Here is a 13557-nt window from a genome sequence, read left to right on the forward strand (position 1 = left end):
TCGCGGACCTTTCCGCGACCCGATGCCGTCGTATCGGATCCCGAACGACGACCGCGTGCGGGCGAGTCTCGTCCGGGTGTTCAGCACGCGGCAGATCGTCGACAGCCAGCGACGGCTCAAGGCGCTCGTCGAGAAGGACATGCGAGGGGACGAGCGCTACCGGGTCGGGGAACCGCGGCTCCGGCTCCTGGCGATCGACTCGGGCCTCGTGGACCTCGAAATCAATTGCCGCGACACGGACGAGATGCGGTCCCTCGTCAAGTGTCCCGTGTGCGGGGCGCGGCTCAAGAAGGTCCGGAACATGACGGTGTACGGCGGGACCGTGACCCTGGGCTATCGCTGCGAACGGTGCAAATACTGGACGGGCCTGAAGCGGCGCGTGCCGACGCGGTACGTGTTCACGAGGCGGGCGTGATGCGGGTTCGTTATGAGGGTGGCTTCCTCGTTCAGGAGGCGCTCAAGGAGGTGATCCTCGACCCGGTCCGCAAGACGCCCGGGAGCGTCGTGAGCCACGGGCACATGGACCACCTGACGTCGGGCGGCGTGATGACGCCGGAGACGCTCGAGGTCCTCCGCGTCCGACGCGGATCGGGGAGCGGCGTCGCCTTGCCCTACGGTCGGGAGGTCGAGATGAACGGCTTCCGCGTCACCCTGAAGGACGCGGGACACGTGTTCGGATCCGCCATGGCGCGCGTCGACGACCTCCTGTACACGGGCGACTTCAATCCGGAAGGCGGGGCGACGTGCGGCCGCGCCCGGCCCGAGCACGTGCAGACGCTGGTCGTCGACGCGACGTACGGTCGGCCCGGATTCAGCTTCCCGCCGAAGCACGACGTCGAATCGGACCTCCTGACCTGGCTCGAGATGGAGCTCGCGAGCGGGCCGGTCGCCTTGGGAGGGTACGAGTTCGGCAAGAGCCAGGAACTGATCGCCCTCGCGAACCGCCTCGGCGTCGAGGTCGCCGTCTCCGACACGATCGCGGACCTGGCGGACGTCTACGTGCGGCACGGCATCCCGCTCCGATACCGGCGGATCTCCGGGATCGCGGAGGCGGAACGAAACGACCCGCGCGTCTACGTCCTGCCGCCGGGATGGCTGCGCCCCCCGCTCGACGACAGCGTCTCGTGGCTTGGGTCGATCGGCCTGCGGTCCGCATACGTGAGCGGCTGGTGCGCGTTCTTCGACTACACGCGCCGCTACGGCCTGGACGCGCAGTTCCCGCTGAGCGACCATGGCGACTTCGAGGACGTCATCGACTTCATCGCCGCGTGCGGTCCGCGGCGCGTGTACACGGCGTTCAGCAATGCGAGAGACCTCGCGAAGGCGGTCGAACGCCGCCTCAAGATCAAGGCCGAGGCGCTGCTCACGAGGTGAGCCCATGGACAGCCGAAGGGAAGGCAACACCGTCCTGCTGAAACTCTCTGACGGGGAGGATCTCTTCCCGAGCATCGAGGCGACCGCGACGACGCACGGACTGGAGAACGGCTCCGTCCTCTGGGGGATCGGGATGGTCCAAGACTTCGAGATCGGGTTCTTCGGGCCGAGCGGCTACGAGAAATCCGCGTTCCGGGACCGTCACGAGCTCCTCGCGTTGCACGGCAGCATCGCGATGCGCGGCGACCCGAAGCTCCATCTCCACATCGCGGTCGGAAGGCCGGACCACGGCGTCCTCGGTGGCCACCTGTTCCGTGCGAGGACCGCGGTCGTGAACGAGATCCAGTTGGTGCGCTTCGACACGATCCAGATGAACCGCGTGTTCAACGAAAGGACGGGGCTGCGGGAGCTCGTCCTCGAGTGAACCCGCCGTCGCGGTCGCCCCTCACTCCCATGTCGCCCTCTCGATCTCACGTTCCACTTTCGTCTTCTTCCGGAACGCGCGGTAGTGGTCCTTGCAGAGGTGGACGCGCCGGGGTTCGCCGATCAGCTTCAGCTCCGGCAGGGCTTCCTTCACCTTTCGCGTCGAGAGGGACCGTTTCGCCGCCTTCCCGCAATCCACGACGCCGCACACCTCGTCCGGGGCCACGTTGGCGGCGATGCCTGGCCCGATATTTGTACGTGTGCGGTCCGTGATTCCGCCGACCTTCTCCGATGCGGGCCCCGCAAGCTGTGACGGCACGGTGGCGCGCGGGCTAGGGCTCTCGCCGGCGGAACATCCCCGTGGCGGCCGCCGCGACGATGAGCATCGCCATGATGAGGGCGAGGGAGGAATCCGCTCCGAACGCGATGCGGGGCGGCGGCGGGACCGCACTCTCCACGTCGAGGGACGTCGGCGCGAGGCTCGGGAGGTAGACCGCCAGGACGGTCCCCGGAAGCGGCAGGACCGCATACGCTGGGGTCGTCGCGCCGGAGTCCGGCGCGTAGAAGAGGCCGAGCGTATCCGCGGTGATGTTGACCTCGACGCCGTTTGCCCGCACGTGAAGCGTTCGGGTCGGGTCCACGGGCATCGTGTCGGGGTCGAACGCGAGGAGGACCACCGCCCGGACGGGAGCGGACGAGTTCACCCGGACCGTCGCTTTGCCCGGAGCGACCCGCTGTGGCCACGCCGCTACGTCGATCCGGTAGCGGGCCGAATTCTCGACCCAGCCTCCGCCGGACGTTGCGACGAGATCGAACTCCGCGACGACTTGGCCCGCGGTGATCGCGTCGAGGACGGCCCTCCATTCCGCCTTGTACGGTGTGGCGGTGGGAATCGCCTTGAAGACGAGCAGGTCGGACGACGCCATCTGCGCGACGACCTGGGTGCCCGAGAGGACGAAGGAGCCCGCGCCGAGGACGAACCGCGCGTGCGCCCCACCGATCGTGTACGAGACCGACGACGCCGGCCACGAGCCCGGCCACGCGGTCGCCGTCGCGTGCTGCGAGATGTTCGTGGCCGAGGCCGGCAGCTCGATCATCACCGTGCGCGGGGCCGTCGTCCGGATCTCGAAGAGCCCCGTCGGATCGTCGTGGGCGCGGACCTCGACGTCGAATCCTTGCACGTAGAACGTCGGCCCGCGGAGCTGCGGGTCGCGCAACGGGAGGAAGGGCCCGATATCGATCGAGTCGACGTACCGCACGGTGGCGTTCGGTCCCGCGGTGACGTAGGAGCGGAACGGGCCCATCGGTTCCGTGTACGTGAACGAGACGTAGGTCCCCAGGACGTCGCCGCGCGTCTGGTTGTACTCGAACGAGCCGAAGAGGAGGGACGAGTACGGCGTGTCCGCGTCGATCGAGGCGCTCGGCACCGCGGACGACGAAATAGGGAGGAGGCCGGAGGGCGCGTGAGAGGGGGCAGATCCGCTGAGTGCGACGGGCAGCAGTGAAAGCACCGTGAACGCCGCCGCCGCTTTTGCGAGATTTGCGCACGCGCCCTTGCCGTCCTCCATCTACCAATTACTGTCCGTTCGACGATATGCCGCTTTTGGTCCGGCCGGGCAACTCCTTGGGACGCCCTTCGAACCCGGTCGACGACGCCGCCCTCGGACGCGTTTCGACCGCTGTACGCAAAGTATCTTTATCCCGAACCGGCATGCGTCGCCCTGACATGGGTCCGTGGGACGTCTTCCTGCGCGTATCGTTCGCCGGCTTCGCGGCGATCCTCGCGACGGTGTCCGTGAAGTCGTACGTGCGACACCGGGAGCGGCGTTTCCTCCTGTTGAGTGCCGCGTTCGGCCTGTTCCTCGCGCAAGGCGTCTGGCTCCTCGCCGAAATCGCGACGGCGCCGACGCCTTCCGTCGGCACTCCCTGGCTCGCCCTGAACCTCGCGGTGCTCGTGTCGCTCTACCTCGCGCTGTTGCGGTGATTGCATGTCAGAAGGCCTTGAACTGGAAAGCCGCCGTCGGATCTACGACTTCCTCACGGCGAACCCGGGGGTCCACCTCCGGCGAATCGGGCAGGCGCTCGGCATGTCGACGGGCATGCTCTCCTACCACCTCGGATACCTCGAGCGGAACGGCGTCCTGAAGGCGGAGGAGGACGGCCATCGCAAGCGATACTTCATCGCCCGCGCGTTCGTCGAGGCGCAGCGGCGGATCCTCGCGGTCTTGCGACAGGACGTGCCCCGCAAGATCATGCTCGAGCTCTTGACGTACGGCGACCGGACGTTCGCCGACCTGCAGATGAGCGTCGGCGTCTCGAAGTCGACGTTGTCGTATCACCTGCAGAAACTGATGCAACGGGACCTGCTCGTCCGGACGAAGCGGGAGCGGGAGAGCGTCTTCACGATCAAGGACATGGAGGAGGTGCGAAAACTCCTCCTCGCGAACCGGTCGAGCTTCCAGGACGATGCGGTCGACCGATTCGCCGACCTCTGGACGAAGATGCGTACGTGACCGTCCCGGAGGCGGGAGTTATGCCCAATTGGGCATAAGCGCGGTCACGGCGCCTTCATGAATTCGCGCAGCAAGCACGTCGCGTAGGCGCCTCGCGTGAGTTCGACGCTCACCCCGAGTCCGTTGCCGACCACCGCGGCGTCGAGGTCGCGGAACGGCGCGAGGATCTCGCGTCGCGTCCCCTTCGACGAAAGCCGAGGGAGTTCCGGGATGATGAAGTCCTCCCGTCGAAGCCCCTCTGAGGCGACGATCTGCTTCTCGATTTGCCCGGGCTCGCCTCCGGCGAAATCCGATTCGGAGCCATACAGGAGTCCGCTCACCCACGCCTTCCCCTCCCGGCACCGTTCCGTCACACGACCCAGGTTGTCGCATGTGACGTCGACGAGCCGATCGCGATCCGGAAGCCCGAGGCGGTCCGCGGGCAACACGAGATCCCCCGCGACGGGCTCGTGGATCGGGAGGCCGCGCCGGAGCCGCTCGGCGAGCATCCGGTTGTAGAGGTACGATTGGTACCCGTGCACGAACATCAGGAGCAGATTGAAGGGCAGCTGCCGCAACGCGCCCACGTATTCGCCGGGATGCGCGGCGAGATGATTCAGGAGGGCTTTCTCGAATCCGTACGACCTCGGGTACGTCCGGAGGGCCGCACGCACATCCCCCGTGTCGCGCAGGGCCGCACGGACCTCGTACGATTCCGGATCCTCGCCCTCGATCGGATTCGCGGCGTACGCCTCGACGGCCTCCCGGAATTCGCCTCGCACGATGTGGCGACCGACGACATGCGTGATGGGCCGCACGGAGCCGAACCGCTGCACCCCGAAGAAGTTCGGAAAGCCGCCGAACGCCCGGAGCTGCCGCGCGGTCTCTTCGACGGTCCTGGCGGCCGTCTCGGGTGGAACCGCAAGATCCCGAACGAGGATCCGGAAGCGGTTGCCCAGGAGGTCGCCGATCTCGAGGGGGTGGTCGGACCGGAACACGTCCACGACGTCGAGGTCTTTGAGCCGGAGGCCTTGGATCGCGTCGGGCGCCACGTCCTCGAACGAGAACAGCTGCGTCGTGACGGCCCGCTTGTCCTTCGTCCCCGCGAAGCCGATTCGCCGGCGGCTGATGTGCAACGCGCGCGCGAGTTCCCGGACGAGGCGGTTCGTCTCCCAGTTCCGCAGGCGGAGCGCCGCGATCGCGTACCGGCCGTCGGCCACGGTCGGCGGTGGCGAGGAGACCTCTTCGACGGCGAAATCGTCCGCCGTCTCCTTGAGGATGCCGCCGACCCCGGGCGTGGACGTCAGGTACCCTTCGATCCCGACGTCGCGCTCCATGAGCCTACGCGAGCTCCTTCTCCAGGGTCTGCCTCGCGCCGCCGAACTCCGAGGCGAGGCTCTCCGCGACCCGCTTCAGCGCGGCCTGCGGGCTGCCTTTCTTCACCTTGACCGTGAGGACCGGCTTGTCGAGCTGCGGGTGCCCCGTGTAGTAGAGCGCGTCCTCGACGTCCGGGTCTTTCAGGAGGGCCGTGATGAGCGGATAGATGACCGTATCGTCCGGGTTCAGGATCTCAATCCGGACGGAGTCTTTCTGCTTCTCGAGGAGACGCATCTGCATGGAAGGGTGCGGAGCGGCTGCGCCGATTTAAGGTTTTGCGGCAGAACCGACCTCGTCCGCGCGGTGGTCGTGAAGTCGAAGGGCGTTCCCGAACGGATCCCAGACGGTCCCTGCGTTGGCTCCTTCCTTCTTCACCCGAATCCCGCGGGATTGCAGAAAGCTCGCGGCCTTCTCGAAGTCGTCCACGTGAAATTCGAACGGTGTCCCCTCGCCCCCAGGACCGCCGGCCACTTTCGGCAGCTTCGAGTTCCGATAGAGGGTGAGCTGGCCTCCGGAAACCTCCACGACCGTCCAGACGGGGTTGACTTTTCCGACGACGCGAAAACCGAGAACATCCCGATAGAAGGCGATCGCTTTCTCCATGTCGTCCACGGGGATCACGACGTGCCCGATGTCTTTGACCACGGCCATGCGCCGTGAATCTGGATCCGACGTTATGAACCTGGTCGTGGCCCTTGTTCCCGCGACCGTCCGAAGGAATCTAAATAGCGCGTGGGCCCATCGCGGACTCCCGATGCCCGCGCCCGAGCCGCCGTCCGCGGAGACGTTCGCGAGCGAGGCGGAGGATCTCCTCGAGTCGATCGAGCGGGCGCGGAAGAAGGTCGAGGGGCTCCCGGGCCTCATCGACGGCACGCTCGACCGTTTCCGCGAGCGGATCGACCGCCTCATCCGGGAGAGCGAGGTGGACAACTGGCGGCAGGTGCGGATCTTCACGCGGGACGTCGACACGGTCGCCGCGGACCTCGCGAAAGCCTTGAAGGAGAAGCGGCTCTCGCCCCGCCTCGTCGCCGCCCTCGATGCCTCGCTGCGGAAGGCGCGGAAGCGGGACTTCTACGGCGCGCGGAGGGCGTGGCGCAAGCTCGACAAGGTCGCGCAGCAGGGCGCCGACGTGCGCGACCTCCAAGGCAGGTACCGCGAATCGTACAAGACCGTGGAAGCGCGAATCCGTCAGCTGCGGACCCAGATTGAGCGGCTCGAGAAGATCCCGAAACCGCCGATGTCCCCGGAGGACGCGCGGGCGTTCAACGAGGACGTCGACGCGTTCAACGAGGCCGCGACGGCCGCGTACCTGGACTTCCTCGCACGGAGCCGAGCGGACGTCGCGATCCCGCTCCTGCTCGAGGCCGCCCAAGGCCGCGGCATCGGCGTCCCCGCGCCGCCGCCAAACTCGGACCCGGAACCGCTCATGCGCCTACTGAACAACGCGAGCCCGCAGGGGGAGGCGTTCCGCAGCCGCTCGTTCTACGGCCTCCTCGAGCTGCCGGCGTACTCGGACGCGAAGCTCACCCACGTATTCGGCGATTCCCGTCTGATCCGGAGCGCGCTGGAGTCCGCGTGGTCGTGGCTCAAGGCGGTGCGCGACGACGAGCGCCGAACCCTCCAGATCCAGTGGAGCGAAGACGCGACGATGCTCCGCCGTCGGATGCCCGCGATCGTCGAATACCTCGAGCGGATCTCGAACGTGAATGATGCGGCCGTGAGGGGACACCTCCTGATTGCGTCCCTGAACAACGGCCGGTTCGAGGCGTTGCAATCGGCGGCGCGGTTGTACGCGACCCACGGGGACGCGGCGGCCCGGAAGTGGCGGGCGCTCCTCGAGAAGGATGTTGAATCGATGCGCACGGAGGCCGCCGCGCTCACGGCGGTCCTGAAGAAGTTCCCCGAGCCGGGAAAAGTCGAGGCCGGCTGAGCCAGGCACGATGCGAAGCGAACAAATGCCCGCGATGCCATCGCCCCGCGGGTGACTCGGATGGTCCAGAAGATCATCGACATCGTCGGGACCTCGCCGGAGAGCTTCGCGAAGGCCGCCTCGAACGCGGTCGCGGAAGCCGCGAAGACCGTGCGGGGAATCCGGTGGGCGCGGGTGGGGGAACTCGAGATGGACCTCGACGGTCCGAAGGTGAAAGCGTACCGGACGATGGTGCGGATCTACTTCGACATCGAACGCTGAAGCGACCGCAATCGGCTCGGCCCGCCTCGGCCATGCGCGCTGCGGGGCGGATCGGCGATGGGCATCTACGCAATCGCGGCGTATCGACTGAAGCGAGGGAAAGAACAGCAGCTTCGAGAGGTCTTGAAGGACCATCTCCCGATCCTTCGAAAGGAAGGCCTCGTCACGGACCGACCGCCGTACCTGATGCGGGCCGCCGACGGCACGTTCGTCGAGGTCTTCGAATGGGAGTCCGCGGCCGCGATCGAAACGGCCCACGAGAACTCTCAGGTGCGGGCGATGTGGGCCCGGTTCGAAGCGGCGTGCACGTACGAGTCGCTCGGGAATCTCAAGGAGTCAAAGGACCTGTTCGCGAACTTCGAGTCAATCGATCTCTAGCTTCGGTCGGACCGGCCGAGCGTCGAAGGGCGGCGACGCTCCGATGCACGGGATCGACTGGAAGACAGGAGGAGTTGGGGAAACGTTGATTGTTCACGGTAGGACTTCCGCGCGTCCGAGGCGGGGCTGGCTATGCGGCGGATGGAACTCACCGCGTCGGTCGTCCTGGTGATCGCCGGAATCTACTTCCTGCTCTTCCATCGAGACCCACTTCCGCTGAACCACGAGTCCGTGGGACTGGGCAACCTTCACTTTGTGCACGACATCATCGGGATCGGCCTGATCGGAATCGCCGGGCTGCTGTGGTGGCGCTCGAGGCCGCGCGTGAGCGCTCCGTCGATGAACTGAAGATGAACAGCCCTTGGAACAAACGCATTTAGCGACCGCGACGTTTCCCCTCAAGAGGAGGTAACGGCCTGCTCGATTTCCTCGCGAGGCCCGCGTTCGACTCGATCCTCCTCGGCAGCCTCTACACGATGATGGCCTTGGGCCTCACGCTCACGTACAAGGTCACGAAGATCCCGAACTTTGCCCACGCGGAGTACGTCACGATCGGCGGGTATGTGACGGTCGTCGCGGTAAAGGCGCTCGGGGGATGGCCTTGGGCTCTTTTCGCCGTCCCGATCGCCTTCGTTATCGCCGCCCTCGTCGCCGTAGTCGTGGACGAGCTCGTCTTCAAGCCGCTCTTCCTCCGCGGCGCGACCCCGATCCACCTCCTCGTTGCGTCGATCGGCGCGGGGCTTATCCTCCGATACATCGTGACGATCTACGCGGACCTCTCGGACCTTCTCACCGCGAAGGCGAACCTCTCCTCGAACGTCATCCTCTTCCTGGCGAATGCCTCCCTCACGACGCTCCACGTGACGATCGTCCCGACGGTCGCCGGGGTCGTGGTGGCGCTTCACCTCCTCTTCACGAGGACGAAAATCGGGAAGGGCATGCGCGCGATGGCGAGCAACTACGACCTCGCTCGCGTCTCCGGGATCAACACGGGTGCCGTGCGCCGCCTCACCTGGTTCCTCGCCGGGGGCCTCGCGGGACTCGCGGGGGCGTTCTGGGCGATTTACAACCCGATTCAGACGGATACGGGGTGGCGGGCGCTCCTTTACATTTTCGCGGCTGCAATCCTCGCAGGGATGACGAGCTTCTACGGGACGATTGCGGGAGGGTACATCGTCGCAGCCGCGGGGAACTTCGGGGTTTTCTTCCTGAACCGAGCGTACGGGGTCGACGTGGGCTATCAACCGCTCATCGCGCTCGCGATCATTATCGCAGTCTTCTTAATCCGGCCCACCGGCTTCGCAGGACTCACATGGCGGGAGGTCGTCGACCGGACGCGCTCCCTGGCGAGGCGGCTCTTGGAGGCGGCGCGCCGGATCGGCGCGGCGAGGGGATGAGACGATGGCGGACCTCGGCCTCCTCTTTGCGTCGATTGCGGCGTTCGTCGGCGTCTACATGATCCTCGCCGTGAGCCTGAACCTCGAGTTCGGCTACGGAGGCCAGCCGAACCTGGGCAAGGTCCTGTTCTTCTCGATCGGGGCGTACATTGCAGGGATCCTCGTCGCCCGCATCGTCGCGGGCCTCGCCGGGTTCCAAGGCGATGTGTTCGGCCCCTCTGCGTCCCAGGCCCGCTTCCTGTTTGCGGAGAGCCATCCCGCCGTGATCATCGGCCTCTTCCTCGCGGCCCTCGCCATCGGGGCCATCGCCGGAGGTGCCTTTGGATACCTTGCGTCCTTTCCCGCCTTGCGACTGCGCGGCGACTTCCTCGCGATCGTCCTCATCGCGGCCGGAGAGGCAACCCGGATTTTCGTGTACACATACGAGCCCTTGGCCGGCGGGGCGATCGGAATCCTGGGCGTGCCGCATCCCTTTGTGTGGCTCGGGGCGACGGCGGGTCGGGTGGCGTATGCCTTGGTCATCCTTGGCATCGCCAGCGTGTTCTATCTCTTCGCGGAACGTCTCACCGCGTCCCCCTTCGGGCGCCTGCTGAAATCGATCCGGGACGATGAGCTCGTCGCCAACGTCCTCGGCAAGCGGACGCCGAGGGTGAAGGGCACCGTCCTCGTAATCGGGAGCGGGATGGCCGCCGTGGCGGGAGTCCTCAACGCGTTCTACCAGCAGAGCGTCCTCTCTGTCGACTACATTCCGCAGGTCACCTTCCTCGCCCTCACGATGGTCTTGCTGGGAGGCCTCGCGAACCATCGGGGAGCGGTCGCGGGCGTCCTGCTCCTCACCGTTCTGGACCGATTCACCCAGCCGCCATTCCTCGCGATCTTCGGCGTCTTCTGGACCTTCCCGGTCGATTTGAACTACCTTCGGTACATCGGGATTGGCGTGCTCATCATCCTCATCCTCCGGTTCCGGCCGCAGGGCCTCGTGCCCGAACGCCCCGTCCCGACGCCGGTGCCTGAGGAAAGCTCCGAATCCGCGGCGCTTGCGGACGGCGGCGGTCCAGCGTGAGCGCGCCTCGCCGTCACGTTTTAGTGTAGTCCGCGCATTCTCTCGGCCATGGCGGAGGCGGGGGGAACAGTCAAAGGCTCGTCGAAAGTCGTACTCGCGATCTTGATCGCGCTTGTCGTGATCCTAGGCGGGACGACGACGTACTTGGCAATCCGGTCCGTGCAGCCACCGACGGCTGTCACATACGTGATCGGCGTTGAAATCGCCGTGAGCGGCTCCTACGCATCGGACGGTCCCTTGCGACGCGACGGGGCGTTCCTCGCGATCACCCAAATGAATACGGAGCTAGCGGCTGCCGGATCGCCCATCCATTTCGAAAAGATCCACGTCGACTCGATGGCGCAGGGCGCTACGGCCGTGACTGCGTTCGAGCAGCTCGTCGCGGCGGGAGTGAAAGTCGTCGTCGGACCCCTTTCTAGCGCGGAGGTCGGATCCGTCGCACCCCTCGCAGACTCGAACCACGTTGTCGCGATCAGCCCCTCGGCCACGGCGCCTCGCCTCGCGCTCGACGACTTCGTCTTCCGCGTCGCGCCGAACGACGCGTTCCAAGCGAGCGCCCTCGCGGAGCTGTTCGGTGAACTCGGCTATACGAAGGTCGCGGTCATGGCCCGCGACGACGACTATGGCCGCGGAATCGCGAACTTCACGGAGGGCATCTTCGAGGCCGCGCCGTATAACGGGGTCGTGGAGAAGACCTTCTACTCGACGCAGTCTGGGACGGACTACGCGCCTCCGGTGGCCGCCCTCAGCGCTCAAGTCGGGACCCCCGCGGCCACCACGGCGGTCCTCCTTGTCGCCTTCGAGGACGACGGGATCGGCATCCTTAACCTCGCGAGACAGGACCCGAATTTGAGCCAAGTCCGGTGGTTCGGATCCGAGAGCGTGACCCGGCCGAAGTACGTCGACCCGAGCACGCCCGCCGAAATCAAGGATTTCCTCGTGAGCCGGAACATGACGGGGTTCTTCCCGTTCCCGCAGCAATCCCCGGTCGTGGAGAAATTCGTGGCCGACTACCAGGCCGCCTACGGACGCGCCCCCTCGCCGTACGCCTACTACTCGTACGACGCGGCGATGATTGCGATGTTGTCAATCCTCCGCGCGGGCAAGTACGATGGAGACGCCATCCGCGCGATGGTGCCAATCGTCGGGGAGACGTACATCGGTGCGAGCGGCCACAAGATCTTCGACCAGTTCGGTGACTACGCGGCCGCCGACTACCGGATCTGGAACATCCGTCTCGAAGGATCGAATTACGTCTTCAAGCAAATCGGCACCTGGTTCTACCTGACCGGGACCATCGAGTGGGACTGAGGGAGCCCGTCACGTGGGGCCAGAGGAAGGACACAGGAAGCCCTTCCTTCGGCTCGAAGACGTGCGGAAGCATTTCGGCGGCGTCCACGCCGTGGACGGCGTCACCGCCGACGTCCGCGAGGGGGAGCTGCTTGGTCTCATCGGGCCGAACGGCAGCGGCAAGACGACCCTGTTCAACGTGATCTCGGGCGTACACAAGCCCGACAGCGGAACCATCCTCTTCCAGGGAGAGCGAATCGACGCCCTTGAGCCGAACGAGATCTTCGCTCGAGGTGTCGTGCGTTGCTTCCAGAACCCGCGGCTCTTCCGCGGCATGACGGTTCTGGAGAACGCCCTCGTCCCGCCGCGGGATCAGATCGGCGAGAAGGCGCGCCACGCGGCGTTCCCCTCCCGGTGGACGGACCAGGAACTCCGCCTCGCTGCTAAGGCCTTGCAGACGCTCGCCGCCCAGCAACTCGCGGGCGTGAGGTCTCACTGGTCCGGAGAAATCTCCGGCGGGCAGATGAAGCTGCTCGAGCTCTCGCGGGCGCTCATGGGGGAGCCGCGTCTCCTCCTCCTGGATGAGCCCACGGCGGGCGTTGCGCCGAAGCTTGCGGGGGAAATCTTCGAGGGGATCGTTCGCCTTCAAAAGGACCTCGGCTTGACGTTCGTCGTGATCGAGCACCGCCTGGAGGTCCTCTTCGACTACGTCGAGCGGTTGCTCGTGATGCACCAGGGGAAGATTCTCTTCTCCGGCCACCCCGACGAAGCCGTGAAAGACCCCAACGTGGTCGACGCCTATCTCGGAGAGTGACGGCCTGGGGAGTCTCGCCCTCGATGCGATCGATATCGCTTGCGGCTACGGGAAAGCGGTCGTGGTGCAAGGCATGTCCGCCCACCTCGATTCAGGGGAAATCGTCGCCCTCGTTGGCCCGAACGGGAGCGGCAAGAGCACGTTCCTGAAGGCGATCGTCGGCCTGGCGTCCCTCTTCGAAGGCCGCGTCTTGTTCGATGGACACGACGTGACGACGCTCCCTCCGGAGGAGAAAGCCCAGATGGGACTCGGCTACGTGCCCCAGGTCGACAACACGTTCGGGGACCTCACGATCCGGGAGAACCTGGAGATGGGCGCGTACGCAATCCGGGACCGCGCGCAGGTGGCGGAGGACCTGGACCGCGTGTTCGCCCTGTTCTCGATCCTCGGCGAGCGGCGTTCCCAGTCCGCGTTAACGCTGAGCGGCGGGGAGCGGCAGATGCTCGGGATCGGACGGGCCTTGATGGCCCGGCCGCGGGTCCTGCTCCTCGACGAACCGACCGCGGCCCTCGCGCCAAAGATGGTCAACGAACTCTTCCGGCGAATCGCCCAGATTCGGGACTCCGGCGTTCCGATCCTCCTCGTCGAGCAACATGCGAAGCGCGCGCTCGAGATCGCCGACCGAGGCTACGTCCTCGTGGCGGGCCGGAAGGCGATGGAGGGCACCGGCGCGGAGATCCTGGCCAGGGAGGACCTGAAGAAGATCTTCCTCGGCCGCAAGTAGACCCGAGGGGTTCTTAGCGAACGGCCGGTTGACC

At 66.3% G+C, this 13557-nt stretch carries 19 protein-coding genes; 14 read left to right on the plus strand and 5 right to left on the minus strand.

The genetic code is table 11. From position 1 onward, the window contains the following. Positions 1-22: 22 nt before the first annotated feature. From VF992_07605 to VF992_07615, 3 genes are read left to right on the plus strand one after another with little or no spacing between them, the layout of a single operon-like run. A complete protein-coding gene (locus VF992_07605) occupies positions 23-415 on the plus strand; it encodes a hypothetical protein (GenBank protein HEX9341015.1) in 393 nt (130 codons plus the stop codon). Further along, positions 415-1374, plus strand: coding sequence for a hypothetical protein (locus VF992_07610; GenBank protein HEX9341016.1), 960 nt, complete (start codon positions 415-417; stop codon positions 1372-1374). The genes VF992_07605 and VF992_07610 overlap by 1 nt, the downstream gene beginning before the upstream one ends. 4 nt (positions 1375-1378) lie before the next feature. Beyond that, positions 1379-1798, plus strand: a complete 420-nt coding sequence (locus tag VF992_07615) for a DUF296 domain-containing protein (protein HEX9341017.1) — start codon at positions 1379-1381, stop codon at positions 1796-1798. 21 nt (positions 1799-1819) lie between these two features. Here the strand turns inward: VF992_07615 and VF992_07620 are convergent, their stop codons facing one another. Then, positions 1820-2023, minus strand: coding sequence for a hypothetical protein (locus VF992_07620; protein ID HEX9341018.1), 204 nt, complete (start codon positions 2021-2023; stop codon positions 1820-1822). A 106-nt stretch (positions 2024-2129) separates the two neighbouring features. Continuing rightward, positions 2130-3365: a hypothetical protein gene (locus tag VF992_07625; protein HEX9341019.1), complete on the minus strand. Its 1236-nt coding sequence runs from the start codon at positions 3363-3365 to the stop codon at positions 2130-2132. A 158-nt stretch (positions 3366-3523) separates the two neighbouring features. Here VF992_07625 and VF992_07630 point away from each other — a divergent pair, with 158 nt between their 5' ends. After that, positions 3524-3781 (plus strand): hypothetical protein, encoded by a 258-nt coding sequence (locus tag VF992_07630; protein ID HEX9341020.1) that lies wholly within the window; start codon positions 3524-3526, stop codon positions 3779-3781. 4 nt (positions 3782-3785) lie between these two features. Next, on the plus strand, positions 3786-4310 hold the full coding sequence (locus VF992_07635) for a winged helix-turn-helix transcriptional regulator (GenBank protein ID HEX9341021.1): 525 nt from the start codon (positions 3786-3788) through the stop codon (positions 4308-4310). 44 nt (positions 4311-4354) lie between these two features. On the opposite strand, the gene truD is transcribed toward VF992_07635, so the two are convergent. From truD to VF992_07650, 3 genes are read right to left on the minus strand one after another with little or no spacing between them, the layout of a single operon-like run. Then, positions 4355-5626, minus strand: a complete 1272-nt coding sequence (gene truD, locus VF992_07640) for a tRNA pseudouridine(13) synthase TruD (protein ID HEX9341022.1) — start codon at positions 5624-5626, stop codon at positions 4355-4357. A 4-nt stretch (positions 5627-5630) separates the two neighbouring features. Further along, positions 5631-5906, minus strand: a complete 276-nt coding sequence (locus tag VF992_07645) for a DNA-directed RNA polymerase subunit L (protein HEX9341023.1) — start codon at positions 5904-5906, stop codon at positions 5631-5633. 27 nt (positions 5907-5933) lie between these two features. Continuing rightward, complete coding sequence (locus VF992_07650) at positions 5934-6317, minus strand: VOC family protein (GenBank protein ID HEX9341024.1); 384 nt, start codon at positions 6315-6317, stop codon at positions 5934-5936. 103 nt (positions 6318-6420) lie between these two features. On the opposite strand from VF992_07650, the gene VF992_07655 reads away from it, so the two are divergent. The 9 genes from VF992_07655 to VF992_07695 all read left to right on the plus strand — a co-directional run bounded on the left by VF992_07655 (position 6421) and on the right by VF992_07695 (position 13523). Then, positions 6421-7596 (plus strand): hypothetical protein, encoded by a 1176-nt coding sequence (locus VF992_07655; GenBank protein HEX9341025.1) that lies wholly within the window; start codon positions 6421-6423, stop codon positions 7594-7596. 60 nt (positions 7597-7656) lie between these two features. After that, positions 7657-7857, plus strand: a complete 201-nt coding sequence (locus VF992_07660; protein HEX9341026.1) for a dodecin domain-containing protein — start codon at positions 7657-7659, stop codon at positions 7855-7857. 57 nt (positions 7858-7914) lie between these two features. Continuing rightward, a complete protein-coding gene (locus tag VF992_07665) occupies positions 7915-8235 on the plus strand; it encodes a hypothetical protein (GenBank protein HEX9341027.1) in 321 nt (106 codons plus the stop codon). 132 nt (positions 8236-8367) lie between these two features. Further along, a complete protein-coding gene (locus VF992_07670; GenBank protein ID HEX9341028.1) occupies positions 8368-8583 on the plus strand; it encodes a hypothetical protein in 216 nt (71 codons plus the stop codon). Between the two features lie 104 nt (positions 8584-8687). Then, the gene (locus VF992_07675) at positions 8688-9632 is read left to right on the plus strand and encodes a branched-chain amino acid ABC transporter permease (GenBank protein ID HEX9341029.1); all 945 of its coding nucleotides are present in this window, start codon (positions 8688-8690) and stop codon (positions 9630-9632) included. Positions 9633-9636: 4 nt separating this feature from the next. Beyond that, positions 9637-10695: a branched-chain amino acid ABC transporter permease gene (locus VF992_07680; protein ID HEX9341030.1), complete on the plus strand. Its 1059-nt coding sequence runs from the start codon at positions 9637-9639 to the stop codon at positions 10693-10695. 48 nt (positions 10696-10743) lie between these two features. Beyond that, positions 10744-12006, plus strand: coding sequence for an ABC transporter substrate-binding protein (locus VF992_07685; GenBank protein ID HEX9341031.1), 1263 nt, complete (start codon positions 10744-10746; stop codon positions 12004-12006). A gap of 13 nt (positions 12007-12019) precedes the next feature. Beyond that, complete coding sequence (locus tag VF992_07690; GenBank protein HEX9341032.1) at positions 12020-12799, plus strand: ABC transporter ATP-binding protein; 780 nt, start codon at positions 12020-12022, stop codon at positions 12797-12799. Positions 12800-12860: 61 nt separating this feature from the next. Next, positions 12861-13523, plus strand: a complete 663-nt coding sequence (locus VF992_07695; protein HEX9341033.1) for an ABC transporter ATP-binding protein — start codon at positions 12861-12863, stop codon at positions 13521-13523. Positions 13524-13557: the final 34 nt, after the last annotated feature.

It is taken from the genome of Thermoplasmata archaeon (genome assembly GCA_036395115.1).
Classification (GTDB): domain Archaea; phylum Thermoplasmatota; class Thermoplasmata; order RBG-16-68-12; family RBG-16-68-12; genus RBG-16-68-12.

What these genes read in the sequence shown, in the direction of transcription:
- VF992_07605 (HEX9341015.1), top strand. Translation starts at nt 23, where the DNA reads ATGCCGTCGTATCGGATCCCGAACGACGACCGCGTGCGGGCGAGTCTC.
- VF992_07610 (HEX9341016.1), top strand. Translation starts at nt 415, where the DNA reads ATGCGGGTTCGTTATGAGGGTGGCTTCCTCGTTCAGGAGGCGCTCAAG.
- VF992_07615 (HEX9341017.1), top strand. Translation starts at nt 1,379, where the DNA reads ATGGACAGCCGAAGGGAAGGCAACACCGTCCTGCTGAAACTCTCTGAC.
- VF992_07625 (HEX9341019.1), bottom strand. Translation starts at nt 3,365, where the DNA reads ATGGAGGACGGCAAGGGCGCGTGCGCAAATCTCGCAAAAGCGGCGGCG.
- VF992_07630 (HEX9341020.1), top strand. Translation starts at nt 3,524, where the DNA reads ATGGGTCCGTGGGACGTCTTCCTGCGCGTATCGTTCGCCGGCTTCGCG.
- VF992_07635 (HEX9341021.1), top strand. Translation starts at nt 3,786, where the DNA reads ATGTCAGAAGGCCTTGAACTGGAAAGCCGCCGTCGGATCTACGACTTC.
- truD (HEX9341022.1), bottom strand. Translation starts at nt 5,626, where the DNA reads ATGGAGCGCGACGTCGGGATCGAAGGGTACCTGACGTCCACGCCCGGG.
- VF992_07645 (HEX9341023.1), bottom strand. Translation starts at nt 5,906, where the DNA reads ATGCAGATGCGTCTCCTCGAGAAGCAGAAAGACTCCGTCCGGATTGAG.
- VF992_07650 (HEX9341024.1), bottom strand. Translation starts at nt 6,317, where the DNA reads ATGGCCGTGGTCAAAGACATCGGGCACGTCGTGATCCCCGTGGACGAC.
- VF992_07655 (HEX9341025.1), top strand. Translation starts at nt 6,421, where the DNA reads ATGCCCGCGCCCGAGCCGCCGTCCGCGGAGACGTTCGCGAGCGAGGCG.
- VF992_07660 (HEX9341026.1), top strand. Translation starts at nt 7,657, where the DNA reads ATGGTCCAGAAGATCATCGACATCGTCGGGACCTCGCCGGAGAGCTTC.
- VF992_07665 (HEX9341027.1), top strand. Translation starts at nt 7,915, where the DNA reads ATGGGCATCTACGCAATCGCGGCGTATCGACTGAAGCGAGGGAAAGAA.
- VF992_07670 (HEX9341028.1), top strand. Translation starts at nt 8,368, where the DNA reads ATGCGGCGGATGGAACTCACCGCGTCGGTCGTCCTGGTGATCGCCGGA.
- VF992_07680 (HEX9341030.1), top strand. Translation starts at nt 9,637, where the DNA reads ATGGCGGACCTCGGCCTCCTCTTTGCGTCGATTGCGGCGTTCGTCGGC.
- VF992_07685 (HEX9341031.1), top strand. Translation starts at nt 10,744, where the DNA reads ATGGCGGAGGCGGGGGGAACAGTCAAAGGCTCGTCGAAAGTCGTACTC.